The sequence below is a fragment of the Hymenobacter sp. FMD4 genome (genome assembly GCF_058932745.1).
Map to the genome: position 1 here is coordinate 231,792 of NZ_JBZYWH010000003.1, position 17,428 is coordinate 249,219.

General features: G+C 57.1%; 18 protein-coding genes. 6 read left to right on the plus strand and 12 right to left on the minus strand.

From position 1 onward, the window contains the following. From AC5FXY_RS04830 to AC5FXY_RS04880, 11 genes are all read right to left on the minus strand, one after another. Entirely contained in the window at window positions 1-912 is a 912-nt protein-coding gene (locus AC5FXY_RS04830; protein WP_493555505.1) for an ADP-ribosylglycohydrolase family protein, read from the minus strand. 625 nt (window positions 913-1,537) lie between these two features. After that, a complete protein-coding gene (gene accC, locus AC5FXY_RS04835; protein ID WP_493555506.1) occupies window positions 1,538-2,881 on the minus strand; it encodes an acetyl-CoA carboxylase biotin carboxylase subunit in 1,344 nt (447 codons plus the stop codon). A 103-nt stretch (window positions 2,882-2,984) separates the two neighbouring features. Then, entirely contained in the window at window positions 2,985-3,476 is a 492-nt protein-coding gene (gene accB, locus AC5FXY_RS04840; RefSeq protein ID WP_493555610.1) for an acetyl-CoA carboxylase biotin carboxyl carrier protein, read from the minus strand. A gap of 34 nt (window positions 3,477-3,510) precedes the next feature. Then, window positions 3,511-4,074 carry an elongation factor P gene (gene efp, locus AC5FXY_RS04845; RefSeq protein ID WP_493555507.1) on the minus strand — a complete coding sequence of 188 codons (564 nt, stop codon included), beginning with the start codon at window positions 4,072-4,074 and terminating at the stop codon, window positions 3,511-3,513. 193 nt (window positions 4,075-4,267) lie between these two features. Continuing rightward, window positions 4,268-5,281, minus strand: coding sequence for a beta-ketoacyl-ACP synthase III (locus AC5FXY_RS04850; protein ID WP_493555508.1), 1,014 nt, complete (start codon window positions 5,279-5,281; stop codon window positions 4,268-4,270). A 111-nt stretch (window positions 5,282-5,392) separates the two neighbouring features. Continuing rightward, a complete protein-coding gene (plsX, locus tag AC5FXY_RS04855) occupies window positions 5,393-6,334 on the minus strand; it encodes a phosphate acyltransferase PlsX (RefSeq protein WP_493555509.1) in 942 nt (313 codons plus the stop codon). An 86-nt stretch (window positions 6,335-6,420) separates the two neighbouring features. Beyond that, window positions 6,421-6,642 (minus strand): 50S ribosomal protein L32, encoded by a 222-nt coding sequence (rpmF, locus tag AC5FXY_RS04860; RefSeq protein WP_493555510.1) that lies wholly within the window; start codon window positions 6,640-6,642, stop codon window positions 6,421-6,423. A 44-nt stretch (window positions 6,643-6,686) separates the two neighbouring features. Continuing rightward, a complete protein-coding gene (locus tag AC5FXY_RS04865; protein ID WP_493555511.1) occupies window positions 6,687-7,223 on the minus strand; it encodes a YceD family protein in 537 nt (178 codons plus the stop codon). Window positions 7,224-7,302: 79 nt separating this feature from the next. Next, window positions 7,303-7,692: a helix-turn-helix domain-containing protein gene (locus tag AC5FXY_RS04870; protein ID WP_493555512.1), complete on the minus strand. Its 390-nt coding sequence runs from the start codon at window positions 7,690-7,692 to the stop codon at window positions 7,303-7,305. 420 nt (window positions 7,693-8,112) lie between these two features. Then, window positions 8,113-9,135 carry a 4-hydroxythreonine-4-phosphate dehydrogenase PdxA gene (gene pdxA, locus AC5FXY_RS04875; protein WP_493555513.1) on the minus strand — a complete coding sequence of 341 codons (1,023 nt, stop codon included), beginning with the start codon at window positions 9,133-9,135 and terminating at the stop codon, window positions 8,113-8,115. Window positions 9,136-9,361: 226 nt separating this feature from the next. Further along, window positions 9,362-10,810 (minus strand): leucyl aminopeptidase family protein, encoded by a 1,449-nt coding sequence (locus AC5FXY_RS04880; protein ID WP_493555514.1) that lies wholly within the window; start codon window positions 10,808-10,810, stop codon window positions 9,362-9,364. Window positions 10,811-10,943: 133 nt separating this feature from the next. Between AC5FXY_RS04880 and rsmA the strand changes: the two genes are divergently transcribed. From rsmA to AC5FXY_RS04910, 6 genes are all read left to right on the plus strand, one after another. Continuing rightward, a complete protein-coding gene (gene rsmA / locus AC5FXY_RS04885; RefSeq protein ID WP_493555515.1) occupies window positions 10,944-11,738 on the plus strand; it encodes a 16S rRNA (adenine(1518)-N(6)/adenine(1519)-N(6))-dimethyltransferase RsmA in 795 nt (264 codons plus the stop codon). A gap of 84 nt (window positions 11,739-11,822) precedes the next feature. Next, window positions 11,823-12,770 (plus strand): NAD(P)-dependent oxidoreductase, encoded by a 948-nt coding sequence (locus AC5FXY_RS04890; protein ID WP_493555516.1) that lies wholly within the window; start codon window positions 11,823-11,825, stop codon window positions 12,768-12,770. 179 nt (window positions 12,771-12,949) lie between these two features. Next, complete coding sequence (gene greA / locus AC5FXY_RS04895; protein ID WP_493555517.1) at window positions 12,950-13,420, plus strand: transcription elongation factor GreA; 471 nt, start codon at window positions 12,950-12,952, stop codon at window positions 13,418-13,420. 172 nt (window positions 13,421-13,592) lie between these two features. Further along, the gene (locus AC5FXY_RS04900; RefSeq protein ID WP_493555518.1) at window positions 13,593-14,465 is read left to right on the plus strand and encodes a nuclease A inhibitor family protein; all 873 of its coding nucleotides are present in this window, start codon (window positions 13,593-13,595) and stop codon (window positions 14,463-14,465) included. A gap of 177 nt (window positions 14,466-14,642) precedes the next feature. Further along, window positions 14,643-15,263 carry a hypothetical protein gene (locus AC5FXY_RS04905; protein WP_493555519.1) on the plus strand — a complete coding sequence of 207 codons (621 nt, stop codon included), beginning with the start codon at window positions 14,643-14,645 and terminating at the stop codon, window positions 15,261-15,263. A gap of 105 nt (window positions 15,264-15,368) precedes the next feature. Continuing rightward, window positions 15,369-15,767 carry a hypothetical protein gene (locus AC5FXY_RS04910; RefSeq protein WP_493555520.1) on the plus strand — a complete coding sequence of 133 codons (399 nt, stop codon included), beginning with the start codon at window positions 15,369-15,371 and terminating at the stop codon, window positions 15,765-15,767. Window positions 15,768-15,954: 187 nt separating this feature from the next. On the opposite strand, the gene AC5FXY_RS04915 is transcribed toward AC5FXY_RS04910, so the two are convergent. Then, window positions 15,955-17,406: a DNA/RNA non-specific endonuclease gene (locus AC5FXY_RS04915; RefSeq protein WP_493555521.1), complete on the minus strand. Its 1,452-nt coding sequence runs from the start codon at window positions 17,404-17,406 to the stop codon at window positions 15,955-15,957. Window positions 17,407-17,428 lie beyond the last annotated feature (22 nt).

Below are 17,428 nucleotides of genomic sequence, written 5' to 3' on the forward strand. Positions count from 1 at the left end.
TTAGCGGCTGAAAGCTTGCGCAAAACGGCCCACAATTTCCTCAATCCAGGGGCTCTCGGGCAACTGCCGGAACTCCTGGAGCAAGGCACGCGGAATACCGTCAATGCCTAGTAGTGCCCCGGCAATCTGTCCGGCTATCGAGCAATTGGTGTCAGTGTCGCCGCCGGCTTCCACGAGTTCCTGCAGCATCCGCTCGAAGCCCAGCGCAGAAACCCTTGACGCAGCTGCAAGTGCGAGTGGTACCGACTCGACGACGTAGCCGCCGCTGCCATACTTCGCGGCTAGCGCGGGAATGGACATGGTTTCCAACGACAGTTCCACGCAACGGTCCCGCAGACGCGTGTCCGGTAAGGAACCGGCGACTAATCCTACTAAATCTTTCTGATCGTCGAGTGTCTGATCTATGATTGCTCGCAAAGCGACTACGACTGCCAAGGCACCGCTGTATGCATCGGCGTTGCGATGAGTAATCCGACTTACTTCTTCGATCAAAGAGCAGTCTATTCGGGGCGAAGCAAAGGCTATTGGCGCAATGCGCATCGCCGCACCGTTGCCGGCTGCATATTCGCCTTGGCGACCAGCTGCCCGCCAATCGGCTCCGGCGTCTAGTTCCCGTAGTGCCTTCAGGGTACTTCCTCCAAGTCCCGTCAGCCGCCCTAGTCGGTAATGTTTCAGGAACATGCGGGCAATAGTAGCTGGGGCCACCGTTCCCTCTTCGATCAGCGATTCACAAGTCGCTAACGTTAACTGCGTGTCATCGGTAATTGCCCAATAGCGCTTGGCGACGGGTCTGCCGAAAGGATAATAAGTATCGAGCCGCGCGGACTGAGATTGGTTTTCATAACTGCTGCCATACGCGTCGCCTATAGCACCGCCAATAAGGCAGCCAATTATTCTGTCCTGGTCAGACATGCAGCTAGTAAACTCGTTTTAGGAGCATAAAGAACCGAAAAGCCCTCACAACACCTTGATGAGGGGACGGGGCTGCATTGGGGCAAAAAGAAGGTTAGTTAATTAACGCAGGGAAACAGGAGCAGTTCAGGTGCCAGCGGTGCGGACTTGCTGCCACAGGTTATCCAAGTCCGCCAAAGCCAAACTACTTAGTAGATATAGCTGACATTGATTGGCACCGTCGAAGTAACGCAAGCGGTATACGGAACGTTGATTTAAGTTGATGAAGGTGCTATCAATTGATTGTATGTTCCCCAGTGGAATTTCTGCTATGTAAGAAACCTTATGTATTACCAAACTCTCCCTATTGAACGTGACCTTTTGGGGTAGTGCTTTGGCTTTCCTGTAAACAAAGGGTAAGCAAAGCAAGAAAGCTAATTGAAAGCATGCTTCCAGATAAGAGCTTGCCTGATAATGGTCCCAAGCTGCCCAAATAATTATAATTCCGGCAGCTAATACAAGCCAACGTAATGAACGACTGAGAGCGGGTAAGTTGCGTTGTTGCACTAGAGTACTTTGCCGGTAGATTAGATACAAAAAATGCTCACGCCGTCAAGCATGAGCATTTTTTGTAGTTCAAATCAGTTTACAGCGTTGTAAAGTCAAACGACTCCAGGAATTTCGTGGTGAAGTTACCGGCACGGAAATCCGGGTCGTCCATCAGCTTCAGGTGGAAGGGGATGGTGGTTTTAATGCCTTCTACCACGAATTCCGACAAGGCCCGCTTCATTTTCACCACGCACTCTTCGCGGGTTTGCGCCACGGTGATGAGCTTGGCAATCATGGAATCATAGTTCGGCGGAATCTGGTAGCCCGCGTACACGTGCGTATCCACGCGCACGCCGTGGCCGCCGGGAATGTGCAGCACCGTGATTTTGCCGGGCGAGGGGCGGAAATCCTTCGTCGGGTCCTCGGCGTTGATGCGGCACTCCATGGCGTGCATCTTGGGCAGGTAGTTTTTGCCCGAAATCGGAATGCCCGCCGCTACTTTGATTTGCTCTTTGATGAGGTCAAAGTTGATAACCTCTTCCGTCACGGGGTGCTCCACCTGAATGCGGGTGTTCATCTCCATGAAGTAGAAGTCGCGGTTCTTGTCAACGAGGAACTCGATGGTGCCCACGCCTTCGTAACCGATGGATGCAGCACCGGCCACAGCTGCCTGACCCATCCGCTCGCGCAGATCATCGGTCATGAAGGGGGAAGGAGCTTCTTCCACCAGCTTCTGGTGGCGGCGCTGGATGCTGCAGTCACGCTCCGAGAGGTGACACACAGTCCCGAACTGGTCGCCAGCCACCTGAATTTCGATGTGGCGGGGTTCCTCCACAAACTTCTCCAGGTACACGCCGTCGTTGCCGAAAGCAGCTTTTGCTTCGGTGCGGGCGTCGTTCCAGGCTTTCTCGAACTCGTCTTCGCTCTTGATGATGCGCATGCCGCGCCCGCCGCCGCCGGCCGTAGCCTTCAGAATGACGGGGTACTTGATCTGGGCGGCAACCTTCTTGCCCTGCTCCACGGAGTCGAGCAGGCCATCGGAACCCGGAATAGTAGGCACGCCGGCCTTCTTCATGGTGTCCTTGGCCGAAGCCTTGTCGCCCATGGAGTTGATCATCTCCGGCGAGGCACCAATGAACTTGATGCCGTTCTCGCGGCAGATGCGCGAGAATTCCGCGTTTTCGGACAAGAATCCGTAGCCGGGGTGAATGGCGTCGGCATTGGTGATTTCTGCCGCCGCAATCAGGTTCGGAATGTTCAGGTAACTGTCGCGCGAGGCGGGCGGCCCGATGCAAACCGCCTCATCGGCGAAACGCACATGCAGGCTTTCCTTATCGGCAGTGGAATACACCGCCACCGTCTTGATGCCCATTTCGCGGCAGGTACGAATTACGCGAAGCGCAATTTCGCCGCGGTTGGCAATGAGTATTTTCTTGAACACAGGTCTGGGATAGAAGTGAGAGGTGAGACACGAGAAGCAAGACCGATGAAGCCATTGGTGGCGTTCATCTCACTTCCCATGTCTCACCTCACATGTCTAAAAATTACATCGGCTCGATGATGAACAGCGGCTGGTCGTACTCCACAGGGGAGGCGTTGTCCACCATCACCTTCACGATGCGTCCGCGCTGCTCAGCTTCAATCTCGTTGAAGAGCTTCATGGCTTCGATGATGCAAATCACCTGGCCCTGCTCTACCACGTCGCCTACGGCCACGAAAGGCGGATTATCGGGGCTGCCGGAACGGTAGAACGTGCCAATCATCGGAGCCCGCAGCGCGGTGGTATTAGCACTGGCTGCTACGGGAGCTTCTGCTGGGGCAGCAGCCGGAGCCGGGCTGGGCGCGGCTTGCGGAGCCGGCGCAGCGGCCGGCGCTGGGGCGTGTTGCACAGGTGCCGGGGCAGCGCCGCCGCTCACGTACTTGGTGCTGGGTTCGCGCTGGACCGAAATCTTAAATTCTTCGGTCTCGATGTTGACTTTGTTCAGACCCGACTTGGCGATAAAGTCGATCAGCTCTTGCAGTTCCTTGGCTTTCATGGCAGCGGGGGAGGGCTTTTGCGGCACCTTGTCCTTATTTGACTCTTTCGACATAAGTGTAGTCGCGGGTGTCGACGCGGATTTTCTGGTCTTGGTCGATGAACAGGGGAACTTGAATGCGGGCACCGGTTTCGACGGTGGCGGGCTTCAGCGTATTGGTTGCCGTATCGCCGCGCAGGCCGGGCTCGGTGTAGGTTACCACGAGCTCCACAAAAGCGGGCAGTTCGGCCGTCAGCGGCTGTTCGGTTTCGGCATGAAATAGGATGGTCAGTTCCTGGCCTTCCTTCATCAAATCGGCAAAGGGAACCATAGCTTCAGGCAGCGTTACCTGCTCGAAGGAACTGTTGTCCATGAAATTGTAGCCGTAGTCGTCTTTGTACAGAAACTGGTGCGGGCGCTGCTCTACGCGGGCCGTTTCTACTTTCACACCGGCGTTAAAGGTGTTATCAATGACCTTACCGGTCTTGATATTGCGCATTTTGGTACGCACGAAAGCGGGGCCTTTGCCGGGCTTTACGTGCTGAAATTCCGTGATGACGTGCAGGTCGCCGTTGTAGTTCAACACGAGACCATTGCGAAAATCCGCGGTGGTTGCCATTGCTGGGAAGGGAAATGTGGGGAATCGAGGTGCTTCAGATGGGAGCTAGCGGAAACGCTGGCGAAAGTAACTGTTGCCTAAACAACAGAAGGGAGGAGAGTTGAGTGGAAACCAAACGTGCCGTCCCGGTAACTGGCGGGGCGGCACGTCGGGTGTGCAAGTATAGGAGTTTTCCGCGTCAGGGCCGCCCAGTTTATGCGGTTTGGGGGCCAGGCTTGGGGTCGTATGCCCACTTCAAGTAAAGTGAACCCCACGTAAAGCCACCGCCAAAAGCTGCCAGGATCAGGTTGTTGCCCTTGCGCAGCTGGCTTTCATAGTCGGCCAGGCACAGCGGAATAGTAGCGTTGGTAGTGTTGCCGTATTTGTGAATGTTCAGCATCACCTTATCGGCCCCGATGCCTACACGGCTAGCCGTGGCGTCGATGATGCGCTTGTTGGCTTGGTGTGGAACCAGCCAATCGATGCTGTCGGCAGTGAGGCCGTTACGCTCGGCCACCTGGCCAGCCACGTCGGCCATGCCTTTCACGGCAAACTTGTACACCGTGGCGCCTTCCTGGTACACGAAATGCTCGCGGTTGGCCACCGTCTCGGCCGAAGGCGGACGGCGGGAGCCACCGGCTTTTTGGTGCAGAAACTGTTCGCCAGCGCCATCGGAATGCAGTTCCTGATCGAGTAAGCCAAAACCTTCAGTGCTTGGCTCCAGCAGTACAGCGCCAGCTCCGTCGCCGAAGATAATGCAGGTAGAGCGGTCCGTGTAGTCTACGATGCTCGACATCTTGTCGGCACCCACTACGATTACCTTCTTGTAAGTGCCCGATTGCACGAATGCCGAACCCGTAGCTAAAGCAAACAAAAAGCCGGAGCAAGCGGCTTGCATATCAAAGCTGAAGGCCTTGCTGAGGCCCACGGCAGCCGAAATGATATTGGCCGTAGCCGGAAATACCAGGTCAGGCGTGGTAGTAGCGCAGATCAGTAAGTCCACGTCCTCGGGCCGGGTGCCGGTTTTCTCCAGCAACTGCTGCACGGCCTTGATGCCCATCACCGAGGTGCCTTGGTTTTCACCTTTCAGGATGCGGCGTTCTTTGATGCCCGTACGGGTCTGAATCCATTCGTCGTTGGTTTCTACCAAGTTTTCAAGTTCCTGGTTGGTCAAGACGTAATCAGGTACGTAGGCGCCTACGCCGGTGATGGCAGCGGTCAGCTTCATTGCAAAAGAGAGAAAAAGCGGCGGAAAGAGAATTGGCGAAGAAAATGGCCGCCAAGGTAGCAAAAAGTCCGGCCGAGAAGGGCCGGACTTGCGTGCGAAATTACTTCCGCGTTATGTTTTGAACGTTGCCTTGATCTGGTCTGCAATGCCCGAATGAGCCATTTGATAGCCTTGGAGCAGCATGTTGCAGATGGCCAGCGGCGTGCTCACGCCGTGCCCGATGATGGCGTTGTCGTTGATACCCAGAATGGGCGAACCGCCTACGGACTCGTAGTTGAATTTGTCGAAGAACGGGTCATGCATGTTGCGGGCAGCCAGCAGGTCGTAGACGGACTCAGCCATCTTCAGCACCACATTGCCGGTGAAGCCGTCGCATACAATCACGTCGGTCTTGTCGTTAAACAAGTCGCGGCCTTCCACGTTGCCCACGAAATGAATGTGCGGATTAACCTTGAGCAGTTGGTAAGCCTGCTGGGCAAGAGGAGTGCCTTTGCCTTCTTCTTCGCCCAGATTCATCAAGCCGACTTTGGGCTTGTCGATGCCAAGCACGTACTGTGCGTACAGCGAACCAAGCTCTCCGAACTGCTCCAGCATCTCGGGCTTGCACTCAGCATTGGCGCCTACATCGAGCATGATGCCAAAACCGCCGTGCTCCTTCGGAACGAAGTTGGCAATGGCGGGGCGGAGTACGCCCGGCACGGGCTTCACGCTGAACATGGCACCCACGAGCATGGCGCCGGTGTTGCCCGCTGAGCAAAACGCTTCTACATCGCCGGCGTGTAGCATACGGTAACCTACCGCAATACTCGAATCCTGCTTTTGCTGGTAAGCTTTGGCCGGGTGCTCACCCATATTGATGACCTGGGAAGCTACAACGAGCTCCAGGGAAGCAGCGGCGTCACCGTATGCATCCAGCAGGGGGCGCACCGCGTCTTCCTGCCCGATGAGTACAATTTGGGCCTTACCGGCCAGCTCCTTGGCGGCCAGTACGGCCCCGTCCACGGCAGCTTGAGGGGCGAAATCGCCTCCCATTGCGTCGAGGGCTATTTTCATGAAAGCGAAGTCAAGAACAGTCGGCGGGTGGTATACTGAAACCGGCGGCCGAGTTTCGGCCGCCGGTCAGGGATTCGGGAGGTGCGTTATTCCTCGTCGGTCGAAGCGGCAGCCGAAGCTACGGGAGCGTAGCCCTGAATTGCCACTTTGCCATTGAGGTACAGATCACCGTCCACTACGTAAGCGCGGTGGCGCAGGTGCGTTTCGCCGGTCGTCTGGCAAACGGATACTGGCTTCGGATCGAGCTTGTAGTGAGTGCGACGCTTGTCGCGGCGAACGGCGGAAATGCGTCGTTTCGGGTGTGCCATGAGTGAAAAAAAAGTAAAAGCGAAGAAAAAAGTCGAGAGAAAAACTAGTTGAGGTTGCGAAGGGCGTTCCAGCGCGGGTCGCCGGCATCCTCATCATCGTCGTCATCATCGGCAACGGAGCCGGTAGAGTAGATGAGTTTAGCGTCGGCGTCGGGGTTTTCGTCCTCTTCGTCCTGGAAGCGCGGGTGCAGCTTCTTCATCGGTATGGCCAGCCCAATGTAATCAAACAGGTGCTGGGCGAGCGGCAGGTACTGGGTGTCGGGCGTGACTTGCAGCACATCGTCGTCGAGCTCTTTTACTTCGTCGCCGAAGCGTACGAGCAACTGCTGCTCTACATCGATGGGATGGTCGAAGTCCTCCAAAGTCCGGTCGCAGATCAGCTGCACGGTACCTTGAATATGGATATCGAGCACCATGCGCTGGGCGGTCTTGTCCAGCTTCACATCGGCCCGAAGCTTACCGGTCGGAATCAGCGTCTGGTCGAATTGCTCAAAGAAGTCCTGGCCGAGGTCGAAAACGAATTCGTGCGTTTTCTCGCTTAGCGCGGCAATGTGCAAATCGTATGGGGAAGCCTTTTTCACTGGAGGCGTAAATAGCAAGGGTGCAAAAGTAGAAAGAATTCGCTGCAAGGGGAAGAATGCGAGCATTCTTCGGTGGAACTCAGGCGTTTTTCAGAATGAATTCCGGGCTGATGCCCAGCCGCTCGTACAGCTTCTTGGCCAGATCCAGCGTTACGCGGCGCTTACCGCTAAGGATCTGTGACAAGCGCCCGGCCGGCACTTCTAAGAGCAGCGCCAGTTCTTTTTGTTTGAGGCGCATTTGCTGCCGCTTCAGCTCAATCATCTCTGCCAGGGTGGCCGGCAGGTTGGGAATCGGCAGCAGGCCCAGCTGGTCTTCATATGCATCAATGGCCACAATCAACTCCCGAAATTCCGCTTCCAGTACAGCATTGCCCTCAAAACCAGCGGCTACCAAAGCGTCGAGGCGGCGCAGGGCAGTTTTATAGTCGGTGGGATTATTGAGCTTCATGGAGGCGTAAGCGAGGAGCAACAGTAGCTTCGGTAGCGGAAGTAGCTGGTCTTTCCGCTGCAAAGGTGCAACATTAATTGCAAAATCAAAAACAAAGTTTCGTTTTTGAAAAGAATGTTCTGCTGAATGGAAAGAAGTTGGCAGTAGTAGCGCTACAACTGAGCCTGAAAGGCTGAATTTTAGTTCGTTGTTAAAGTTTTTGAACAGCCCTGAGTGGTCCTGCTATTAACTGTTAGCAGTAAGTAAAGAGTCAAAGCTCGAGCGGCGTGCCATATTATGGTGCGCCGCTCGGGCTTTGGTTATCAACAAGTTTTACCAAGCAACATGTCGCGCGCTCTGCGGCTCTGGTGCTGGTCCGGCTGTCAACTGCGGCTGTTGGTGCCAACTTAAGCCTACTTCAATCCTTTGGGTATTAGTCCTATTGACTCTGTTGCATATGCACTACTTGGCAGAAACCGGCTCCTGCTCGGCCTTGCGGTTGCGAACCAAGTCGCAGGCCAGATACAAAGCTTCACGGAACGACGTCGGATCGGCAGCAAACTTACCGGCCAGGCTGTAAGCGGTACCGTGGTCAGGTGAGGTGCGAATGACGGGCAGGCCGGCTGTGAAATTTACGCCGCGCTCGAAGGCAATGGTTTTGAAAGGAACCAAGCCTTGGTCGTGGTACAGGGCCAGCGTAGCATCAAACTGCCCGTACTGGCGGGTGCCAAAGTAGCCGTCGGCGGGGTAAGGCCCGTACACGAGGTGGCCTTCGTTGAGGAACTGTTGGATAACGGGCTGTACCAAATCCTGCTCCTCGCGGCCCAACAGGCCATTTTCGCCGGCGTGCGGGTTTAGGCCCAGCACAGCCACGCGCGGCTTTTGGATACCAAAATCCTGGCGGAGCGAATGCAGCAACATGCGCAGCTTGCCGCTCAGTACTTCGGGCGTGAGGCGAGCGGGCACATCTTTAAGCGGGATGTGCCCAGTAGCCGTTGCCACGCGCAGGTTGTCGGCCACCAGAAACATCAGGCTGTCGTTGTTGGTGCTGAAATGATGCGCCAGAAACTCCGTGTGGCCGGGAAAGTTAAATCCTTCACCCTGGGTGTTTTCCTTGCTGATGGGCGCCGTCACCAGTGCATCGATCAGGCCTGCCTTAAGGTCCTTGGCCGCGGCAATCAGGGAAAGGCGCGCGGCCTGGCCCGACTCCGCCGTAGGTTGGCCAGGGGATAAAGCGAAGTCTTCGTCCCAGCAAGTGACGGCATTGACTTTGCCGGCTACAATATCGGCCGCTTCGCGTACTTGGCGAAAGCTGAGCGGCGTGTGATTCTTGTCGTGCGGGAAGTCGTCGAAAAGAGTAGCGGCGGTGCCGTAAACCACTGGCGTGCAGAAGCGTAGCACGCGGGCGTCCTGTAAGGTGCGGTAAATGATTTCGGGACCGATACCGGCTAGGTCGCCAGTTGATATGCCAATGCGGGGAAGCATTCTATAGAAGAAAGGTTAGGCGGAAGACTCCCTTCTCAATTGGGAAGGGGCCGCGGCCGTTTGCGGCCGCTGGGGTGGGTGAAAGGTGCCGGGTCCGTTTAGGAGTGGAGAGGAAATAAATGCTACAGGCGAAACTAAGTTTGGCATCAACATCGGCGCTCAAGACCCGGCACGGCCTGGAAGCGCAACATCCCCTCCTCATCTGAGGAGGGGAGTTACCGTCTTGTTACACGCGGCTCGTCAGGAAAGAGTAGAGCAAACGCACGGCAGTACCGGTGCCGTGCTTGCCACGGTACGAATCGGGGCCGGTGAGGTAGGCAGGGCCGGCAATGTCGAGGTGAATCCACGGGTAGCCTTCGGTGAAGCGCTCCAAGAATTTGCCAGCCGAAATGGCGCCGGCTTCGGCTTTGCCCAGGTTGTTGATATCGGCAATGTCGCTCTTGATGTGGTCGGCGTACTCGTCCCACAGCGGGAATTCCACGATGCGTTCGTGGGTACGGCGGCCGGCAGCGGCCAGCTCGCGCATCACGTCCTCATCGGCGGTGCCCATGGCCACGATGCCTTCTTTACCGATGGCTCGGGCGGCCGAGCCGGTGAGCGTGGCCGCATCGATAACCAGTTCGGGGTGGTATTTCTTTGCGAAGCTGAGGGCGTCGGCCATAATCAAGCGACCTTCAGCATCGGTGTTGAGCACTTCCACGGTCAGGCCGCTGTGCATAGTGAGCACGTCACCGGGGCAGTAGGCGGGGCCGCCGGGGCGGTTGTCGGTGGCGGGCACCAGCGCGATGACGTGCAGCGGAATGTTGTTTTTGGCCAGGGCATACATCACGCCGGTCATGGCGGCTGCGCCGGCCATGTCGCACTTCATTACATCCATGGACGCGGGCGTGGGCTTCAAACTCAGGCCGCCGGTGTCAAATACCACTCCCTTGCCGACAAGCACGTAGGGCTTGGCATTCTGAGCACCCTCAGGCTTCCACTCCATTATCGTAAAAGTGGGCGGCTCGGGGCTGCCGAGATTTACGGCCAGCAGGCCCCCCATGCGCAGGGCTTCGATGCGGGCCTGATCGAGGATTTCGGTGTGGTAGCCGGCTTCTTCGCCTGCCGCGGCCATTTGATCGGCAAACATGGTGGCGGTGAGGTAATTCTGGGGCTTGTTGACCAAGTCGCGGGCCAGCGTTACGCCTTCCAACAGGTTTTGCAGCTGAGTCACGCTCTGTTCATCGGCGCCGATGAGTACGACACGCTCCAAATCGGCGGGCTTTTTCGACTTTTCATCGGTTTTGTAGCCCTCGAAGTGGTAAGCCGTCAAGTACAGGCCTTCGGCCAGGGGCAGGGCGGCTTGCTTGTCAACGGTCAGATCCAGAATATGCAACTCCTTTACCTTGGCCGTTTTCAGCTTGGCATGCAGCTGATGGCCCGCCTTGCGAACCTGCTCGGCGGTGAGGTCGGCGGTTTTCTTTTCCGGAACCACTAGCACGTACACCCGGTGGGTGTACAGGTTCACGGCGAAGAGCTTGTTGTCGGCGGCGAGCTGCTCGTGCGCATAGTCACGGGCGGCGTCGGGCAGGGCGGGGGCATCCGTCGGAAGCGACTTGCTGCCCGCAGGCAGAATCACAACGGTATTGGCATTGCCCTGGGGCAATGCGGCAGCTGCGGCGAGTTGGAGTGGCATAGGGAACGTAACTTTGGGTCGCAAGTTATCGGGTTGTTTGATTGCGGCCCGGTTGCCCGCAGATTTTCACTGCCCCGAGGCCGGTGCTGCCGTTGTACGGCGCTGGTATTCGTAAGGCTAACTTTTTGCTGCTGTGGAACGCGTCACCCCCAAAAAACACCTGGGCCAGCATTTTCTGGCCGATCTGAATATTTCCCGCGGCATTGCCGAGTCGTTGCGCCTGCCCGATGGCGTGCGCCACGTGCTGGAAGTAGGACCCGGAATGGGCGTGCTCACGCAGTTTCTGCTGGAGCGTACGGCCGAGTATGAAACCACCGTCATCGAAATCGACCGCGAATCGGTGGCATACCTGCAGCAGCATTTTCCGGTGCTGGAAGGGCGCATACTTTCCGCCGACTTTCTGCGGCAAGACTTGGGCAAGCTGTTTCCCGGGCAACCCTTGGCCGTCATCGGCAACTTTCCCTACAACATCAGCAGCCAGATATATTTTAAGGTGCTGGAGTACCGCCAGCAGGTGCGCGAGTGCGTGGGCATGATTCAGAAGGAGGTGGCTGAGCGCATCGCTGCCAAGCCCGGCTCCAAGGTCTACGGCATTCTGAGTGTACTGGTGCAAGCCTGGTACGATACCGAATACCTCTTTACGGTGCCGCCGCACGTGTTTGTGCCACCGCCCAAAGTTCAGAGTGCCGTGCTACGTCTGACCCGTAATAGTGTGCAGCAGCTCGACTGCGACGAAGCTCTATTTTTTAAGGTAGTGAAGCAGGCTTTCAGCACTCGCCGCAAAACGCTGCGCAACTGCCTAAAGCCAATGGGCATGCCGGTGGAGGAAATGACCGACCCCATCTTTGATAAGCGAGCCGAACAACTGAGTGTAGCCGATTTTATCGGGCTGACGCGGCACGTGGCTGAGCATCGGAAAATGACCTAACCTGCGGTTTGCGCGTAGCCGGCCAACCCCATCAGGGCGCTGGTCTCGTAAGCCTCCTCTTACTGAATTGCTAATTCGCCTGCTATGTCTCGTTGCTTGGTAATAGACGAAATGCACCCTTCCCTGAAGGGTTTGCTTCGTGAAATCGGAGTGCAAATCGACTACGACCCCGACCTGCTGCCCGCAGAGGTAGCGGCAGCGCTGGCAGAGAAGCCATATGAGGGGCTGATCGTGCGCTCCAAGGTGCGCGTGACGGCCGAACTGCTGCGCCACGGCCCGCACCTGCGCTACGTTGCCCGCGCCGGTGCTGGCATTGATAATGTGGATATGAAAGCGATGGAAGCAGCAGGCATCACCTTGCTGAATGCGCCCGAAGGCAACGAGCAGGCCGTGGGCGAATTCTGCGTGGGCCTGCTGTTGACCTTGCTGCGCAAAGTAGCCGCTGCCAATACCGAAGTGCGCCGTGGCGAATGGCAGCGCGAGGCCAACCGCGGCTACGAGTTGCAGTCTCGCACCATAGGCATTCTGGGCTGCGGGCACATGGGGCGAAGCTTTGCTCGTTGTCTGCGTGGCTTCGGTTGCGAAGTGCTTGGCTACGATAATGACCCCGCCGTGCTTGGCACCGATTACTTGCCCCTGGTAAGCTTGGAAGAGCTGCAACAGCGGGCCGATGTGCTGAGCATTCACATTCCGTACTCTTCTGAAAACCACGCTTTCGTAAATGAGACGCTTCTAAGCGGTTTCCGGCGGCCGCTTTGGCTGCTGAATACGGCCCGTGGCGAAGTGCTAGACCACGCGGCCCTCGTGAAACTTCTGCGGGGAGGACAACTGCGCGGCGCGGCCCTGGATGTGCTCGATAACGAACGTCTCGCGACGCTGAAGCCCGAGCAGCGGACCCGCTTTGGGTACTTGGCCGCGGCGCCCAACGTGGTGCTCACGCCGCACGTGGGCGGCTGGACGCACGAGTCGTATCGGCGCATCAACGAGGTGCTGGCGCGTAAGATTCAGGCTTTCCTGCACGGCGAGGGATAATCGGGTAGCAAGCGCAAAAAAGCATCGCTCTATAATCGTTTTGGCCGACCGCAGCTGCCAGCCCTACTTGCGCATCGTAGCGGGGATTTCGTATATTTGCTGATGCCTGTTCGGGAGAACGGCCGGCGCCGCCGGCCGTTCTCCTTGTTTTTTTACCTGTTTGCCCACCACTCATCGTCATGGCTGTCAACTATTATACCCCCGAAGGCTTGCAAAAGCTGAAGGACGAACTGCAGGACCTCAAAATCCGCGGCCGGGCCGAGGCAGCCCGCCAATTGGCGGAAGCGCGCGACAAAGGTGACCTAAGCGAAAACGCGGAATACGACGCAGCGAAGGAGTCGCAGGGCCACCTAGAGCTGAAGATTTCGAAGCTCGAGGAAGTAATCGGCAACGCCCGCATCCTCGACGATTCCAACCTGGACACGAGCAAGGTGCTCATCATGAGCAAAGTGAAGCTCAAGAACCTGAAAAACAACATGGTGCTTGACTACACGCTAGTAGCCGAAGAAGAAGCCAATCTGGCTGCCGGCAAAATCTCGGTGAAGTCGCCCATCGGCAAAGGCTTGCTAGGCAAGTCGGCCGGCGACGTAGCTGAAATTACCGTGCCTGCCGGCAAACTTCAGTTCGAGATTCTGGAAATAAGCCGATAGGTTGAGTGACCGGTAACAGGTGACGCGTAACAGGTCAGCTGGAACCCCACCCAATTCGACCCGTACCAAGCCAAGCGGCGGAGCACAACGCTCCGCCGCTTGGCTTTTTCATTTATTTTGGCGTGCCATGCCTGTTGGCATGTGTTCCTGTCACCCGTTACCCCTTCCCAAAATGCCTTCTATCTTTTCCCGTATCGTGGCGGGTGAGCTGCCTGCTTACAAAGTGGCCGAAGACGACCACCACCTGGCTTTTCTGGATATTACACCGCTGGTAGAAGGCCATACGCTGGTTATTCCCAAGCGGGAGGTAGACTACATCTTCGATTTGCCGGCCGACGAGCTGGCTGCCCTGCACCAGTTTGCGCAGCGCGTGGCAAAGGGCGTGAAGGAGGCTGTAACGTGCCGCCGCGTGGGGGTGGCCGTGATTGGGCTGGAGGTGCCGCATGCGCACATCCATCTGATTCCGATGAACCGCGTGTCGGACATGAACTTCGCCAACGAAAAGATCAAGGTAGGAGAGGAGCGCATGAAGGAATTGGCGGCTGCCATTGCAGCCAAGGTACCAGCCGTCGATGGGCAAAAGTCAGCTGCTGAGTTGGCCGATGCAACTGGGAGCAGCACCACGGCCCCAACTGCCGATTCGGGGGGAGCAGAAGGTGCCCCGGAGCAGCTACACATGCTGACCCAGGGCCTGTATTACATGAGTGAATCGGAGTCGCCGCTGACGGTGGTGAGCGTGCCGATGCCCCAAGGAGAATTTTCGCCGCAGAGCGTTCTGCCGCTGCTAGGCCACTCGCCGGCCGCGGCGCAGGTGGAGACGCAGGAGCTAACGTATTTCCTGCGCAATCACACCGCCGACGATGGCGTGCTGGGCGACGTGGAACTGGCCAACCGCTTTAAAGCCTTACAGATGTACATGAAGCAGGAGCTGGAGGATACGCAGGTATACCGCGTGGGCAGCAGCCCCGAAATTGCGGCTTACGCGTTAGGCAAAACAAGTGACGGAAAGCTGGCTGGCTTCAAAACCACCCTGATTGAGACCTGATCCAGCCTACCTTATCAAGCGTAACGAAAGCGGCTACCCTGCGGTAGCCGCTTTCGTTACGCCTAATTGAACCTGGGAATCGACAAGTATTCAATCACGTTCGGCAAAGGGTTCGTTTGTTTAAAGGCAAATACTAATTGATAGCCTTCGCACTTCTGGTTTGAGCCGGAACTACGCATGATTCACAAGCAGCCACTTTCAGCGGGTATCGATATCGACGTGCCGCATGGCCTGTGGGGCCGGGCGCACCAGCTGCTCATCGACGCAAATACCATCTGCTACCGCCAGGTAGGAACTGCTGAAACGCCGGAAACAGTATGGCGACTAGCCGATGTAGAGGCCATACGCTACGGTTACCAGGTAATAGTATTTTACCGTTTTCGGGTGGGTGTCAACTACGAGGTTCGGCTGCGGCATCGTGACGGCCGGGAACTCAGCATCTGGTTCTACTCCTTGCTGGATAGCTCCGAGGAAGATGAATACTTGTGGCAACTGTATAGCCGTATTCTTGATGCACTGGAAGAGCCACTCATTGAACAAATGGTGGCCGCTGAAGAGGCTCGTATCCGGGCGGGGCTTACCACCCAGATTGGCAAAGTAGAAGTCAGTAAGGATGGCGTGCGGTGGGTTGACCAACAATGGGTTAGCTGGGACGACTGCTACGTGCAGGAAGCTCACCACGCGTTTTCCATCAATTCCCGTGTCAACAGTCGTTTGTATACCAACGTCAGCTTCCGCCGCACCTGGAATGCGGCGGTGCTTCTTTCACTAATAGAAAAATTAACGAGAAGGAATTAAATAGAATCACGCTATGGTTCAATCTTTGTACCATATTGCAAAGGCAGGATCCACGTTTGATCATTGCTTCGTAAGTATGGTACTCATTAGTTCTATTTTCCCGTTATGCATAAGTTTCTTTTTGTGGGTCTGACCCTGTTGGGCATCAGTACCAGTAGCTTGGCTCAAACGCAGTCACCCGGACCTGTGCCAGCCGATAGCGCTGTGCCTGTGACGGAAGCGGCTGTTGACGTCGAAGCTTTCGTGAAGGCTCAGACCAAAGGCGGTGAGTTGGACTTCAATAAGATGCTGTCTTCCCGCAAGCAGACAATGTTCTTGCACGAAGGCACCATGTATACGCGGCAGGAATATGCACTGGTCTTGTGGGCCATGCGGGTAAAGTCGTTAGGGCTGCCGTCGGTTGAGAAGGCCTGCGCCATCTACGCTTCGATCAACAACCGGGCATTGACGGCTGCTGAAAAACAAGCCGTCATGCAAGGTTTTGCCAGCGGCTCCAGCGACTAAGGAAAAGATTGCCGCATTAACTGTAGTTGGTGCCGGTAGCTTAGAAAACAGGTATTAGAAGAACGTGATACACTACGCTGGCCTCTTGGTTTCTGATAACGAACAGCCCAGTTAGCTAATCCGACATAAACAAAAGCCCCATCGGCGGTAGCTGATGGGGCTTTTGCTGTTTAAGAGCCAACGGCAATCAGCGGACGGGGCCGTTGTCAACGGCTGCTTCCAGACGAGCCTGAACCTCGGTGGGAAGCTTGCTGAGCAGGTCAAAGCCCGTGGCGTTTTCGATGGCATCAACGCTAACGCGGTACTGGCTCCAGTCAGACGCAATGCCGTTGTCGTTGGGCGTATCGATGGCGATAAGCCGGGCCTGGCCCGCGGCTATGCGTTGCAGATCATCGGAGCCTTCGGGCAATACCACGAGTACTTTCCAAATGCGTTTGGGCACAGTTACGCGGCCTTGATCGAGGGTAGTAGCCGGGCCATTGGCGCCGCTGCCGCCTTTGCCGTAGCTGCCCATCAGTACGTACACTTCATGGCCCGCCCGCACCAGGGTGCGCGTGTATTCCTCCAGGTTATTCCAGGTGCGCTGGTTGTTCATGGGTGCCTGCGGAACCATGTTGGTCATCAGGAAGGTGGCAGAGTTGTCGTCGAGGTCGTAGCTACGGTCGGCGGAAGGGCAATTATGGCCTTTGTCGAAACCCGAATTCGAATAGGAGCGGGGCGTGGGGCGGTACCAGCCACTGGGCAGCGCGGGGTCGGGACGAAAGTCGTCTTGGCGTGGGGCTGAGCCCATCCATGCCTGACTCAGGTGCCAAACCACCCAGTTGGGCGTGCCCCGGTCGCGGGAGTAGCTTAGGGCAAACTGTGGCTTCACCATCAGGTAGTTGTTGGGCGAAGCAGCGGCATTGTTGGTAGCGCCACTGGGGTTGCCGAGGGCCAGCGGATCGTCGCGGCGGGCCTGGGCAAGTGCTGAGTTCTTAGGAGGTGCAGGAGAGGTGGCAGTGGCCGGCTTAGGTGCGCTGGGTACAGCGCTTACAGCTTCCCTAGCACTGCCGGCGCTGTAGGGCTCTACGGTGAAGTCGTCGAGGTTCAGTCGGTCGTCGCCACCGTCGACTTTGCGGATCTCCAGGCGCAGCGGGCCAGGGCGGTTCACGGCTACTTCAGCCGGCAGGCCAGCGCCTTGCACTTTAATTTCAGTGCCGGTGGGCTGCCAGGTGCGGCCACGGTCGGTGCTGACGAAGAGCTGCCAGCGCACGGCGCCGTCGCGGCCGTAGCTGGCGTTGAACACGCGCACTTTTCCAGCGCCTCCGGGCAAGTCAAAGCGCATTTGGGCGCTGCCCTTGCCACGCAGGCGCAGGGCTTTCTGGCCGCGCTTATGGTCTTGGTCGGAAGTGCCGATGAGGGCGTCGTCGAGTAGCCAAGTGCCGGAGGGAAGTTGCTCCTCGGCAGCCGAGTAAGAGCCTTTGCTGCCGGTTTCAAAGTTCTCGGTGAGGGGACGGGCAGCCTGATAAGCCGCGGATTCCGGCTCGGTGGCTGGTGCGGGTGGCCGAGTAGTGGAAGAATCATCAGTACGCTGGTAGCAGGCAAGCAAGGTGCCGCTTATGAGCAGACCCGAGAGGAGCGGAGTGGAGAAGAGGCGCATGACGGCAAATATAGGAGCCTCC

Bases quoted from the DNA above. Each gene is read 5' to 3' on its own strand.
- greA (WP_493555517.1), top strand. From the start codon at position 12,950: ATGGCTGTCAACTATTATACCCCCGAAGGCTTGCAAAAGCTGAAGGAC.
- accB (WP_493555610.1), bottom strand. From the start codon at position 3,476: ATGAAAGCCAAGGAACTGCAAGAGCTGATCGACTTTATCGCCAAGTCG.
- AC5FXY_RS04850 (WP_493555508.1), bottom strand. From the start codon at position 5,281: ATGAAGCTGACCGCTGCCATCACCGGCGTAGGCGCCTACGTACCTGAT.
- rpmF (WP_493555510.1), bottom strand. From the start codon at position 6,642: ATGGCACACCCGAAACGACGCATTTCCGCCGTTCGCCGCGACAAGCGT.
- AC5FXY_RS04905 (WP_493555519.1), top strand. From the start codon at position 14,643: ATGATTCACAAGCAGCCACTTTCAGCGGGTATCGATATCGACGTGCCG.
- AC5FXY_RS04880 (WP_493555514.1), bottom strand. From the start codon at position 10,810: ATGCCACTCCAACTCGCCGCAGCTGCCGCATTGCCCCAGGGCAATGCC.
- AC5FXY_RS04900 (WP_493555518.1), top strand. From the start codon at position 13,593: ATGCCTTCTATCTTTTCCCGTATCGTGGCGGGTGAGCTGCCTGCTTAC.
- pdxA (WP_493555513.1), bottom strand. From the start codon at position 9,135: ATGCTTCCCCGCATTGGCATATCAACTGGCGACCTAGCCGGTATCGGT.
- plsX (WP_493555509.1), bottom strand. From the start codon at position 6,334: ATGAAAATAGCCCTCGACGCAATGGGAGGCGATTTCGCCCCTCAAGCT.
- AC5FXY_RS04830 (WP_493555505.1), bottom strand. From the start codon at position 912: ATGTCTGACCAGGACAGAATAATTGGCTGCCTTATTGGCGGTGCTATA.
- efp (WP_493555507.1), bottom strand. From the start codon at position 4,074: ATGGCAACCACCGCGGATTTTCGCAATGGTCTCGTGTTGAACTACAAC.
- AC5FXY_RS04890 (WP_493555516.1), top strand. From the start codon at position 11,823: ATGTCTCGTTGCTTGGTAATAGACGAAATGCACCCTTCCCTGAAGGGT.
- AC5FXY_RS04915 (WP_493555521.1), bottom strand. From the start codon at position 17,406: ATGCGCCTCTTCTCCACTCCGCTCCTCTCGGGTCTGCTCATAAGCGGC.
- AC5FXY_RS04910 (WP_493555520.1), top strand. From the start codon at position 15,369: ATGCATAAGTTTCTTTTTGTGGGTCTGACCCTGTTGGGCATCAGTACC.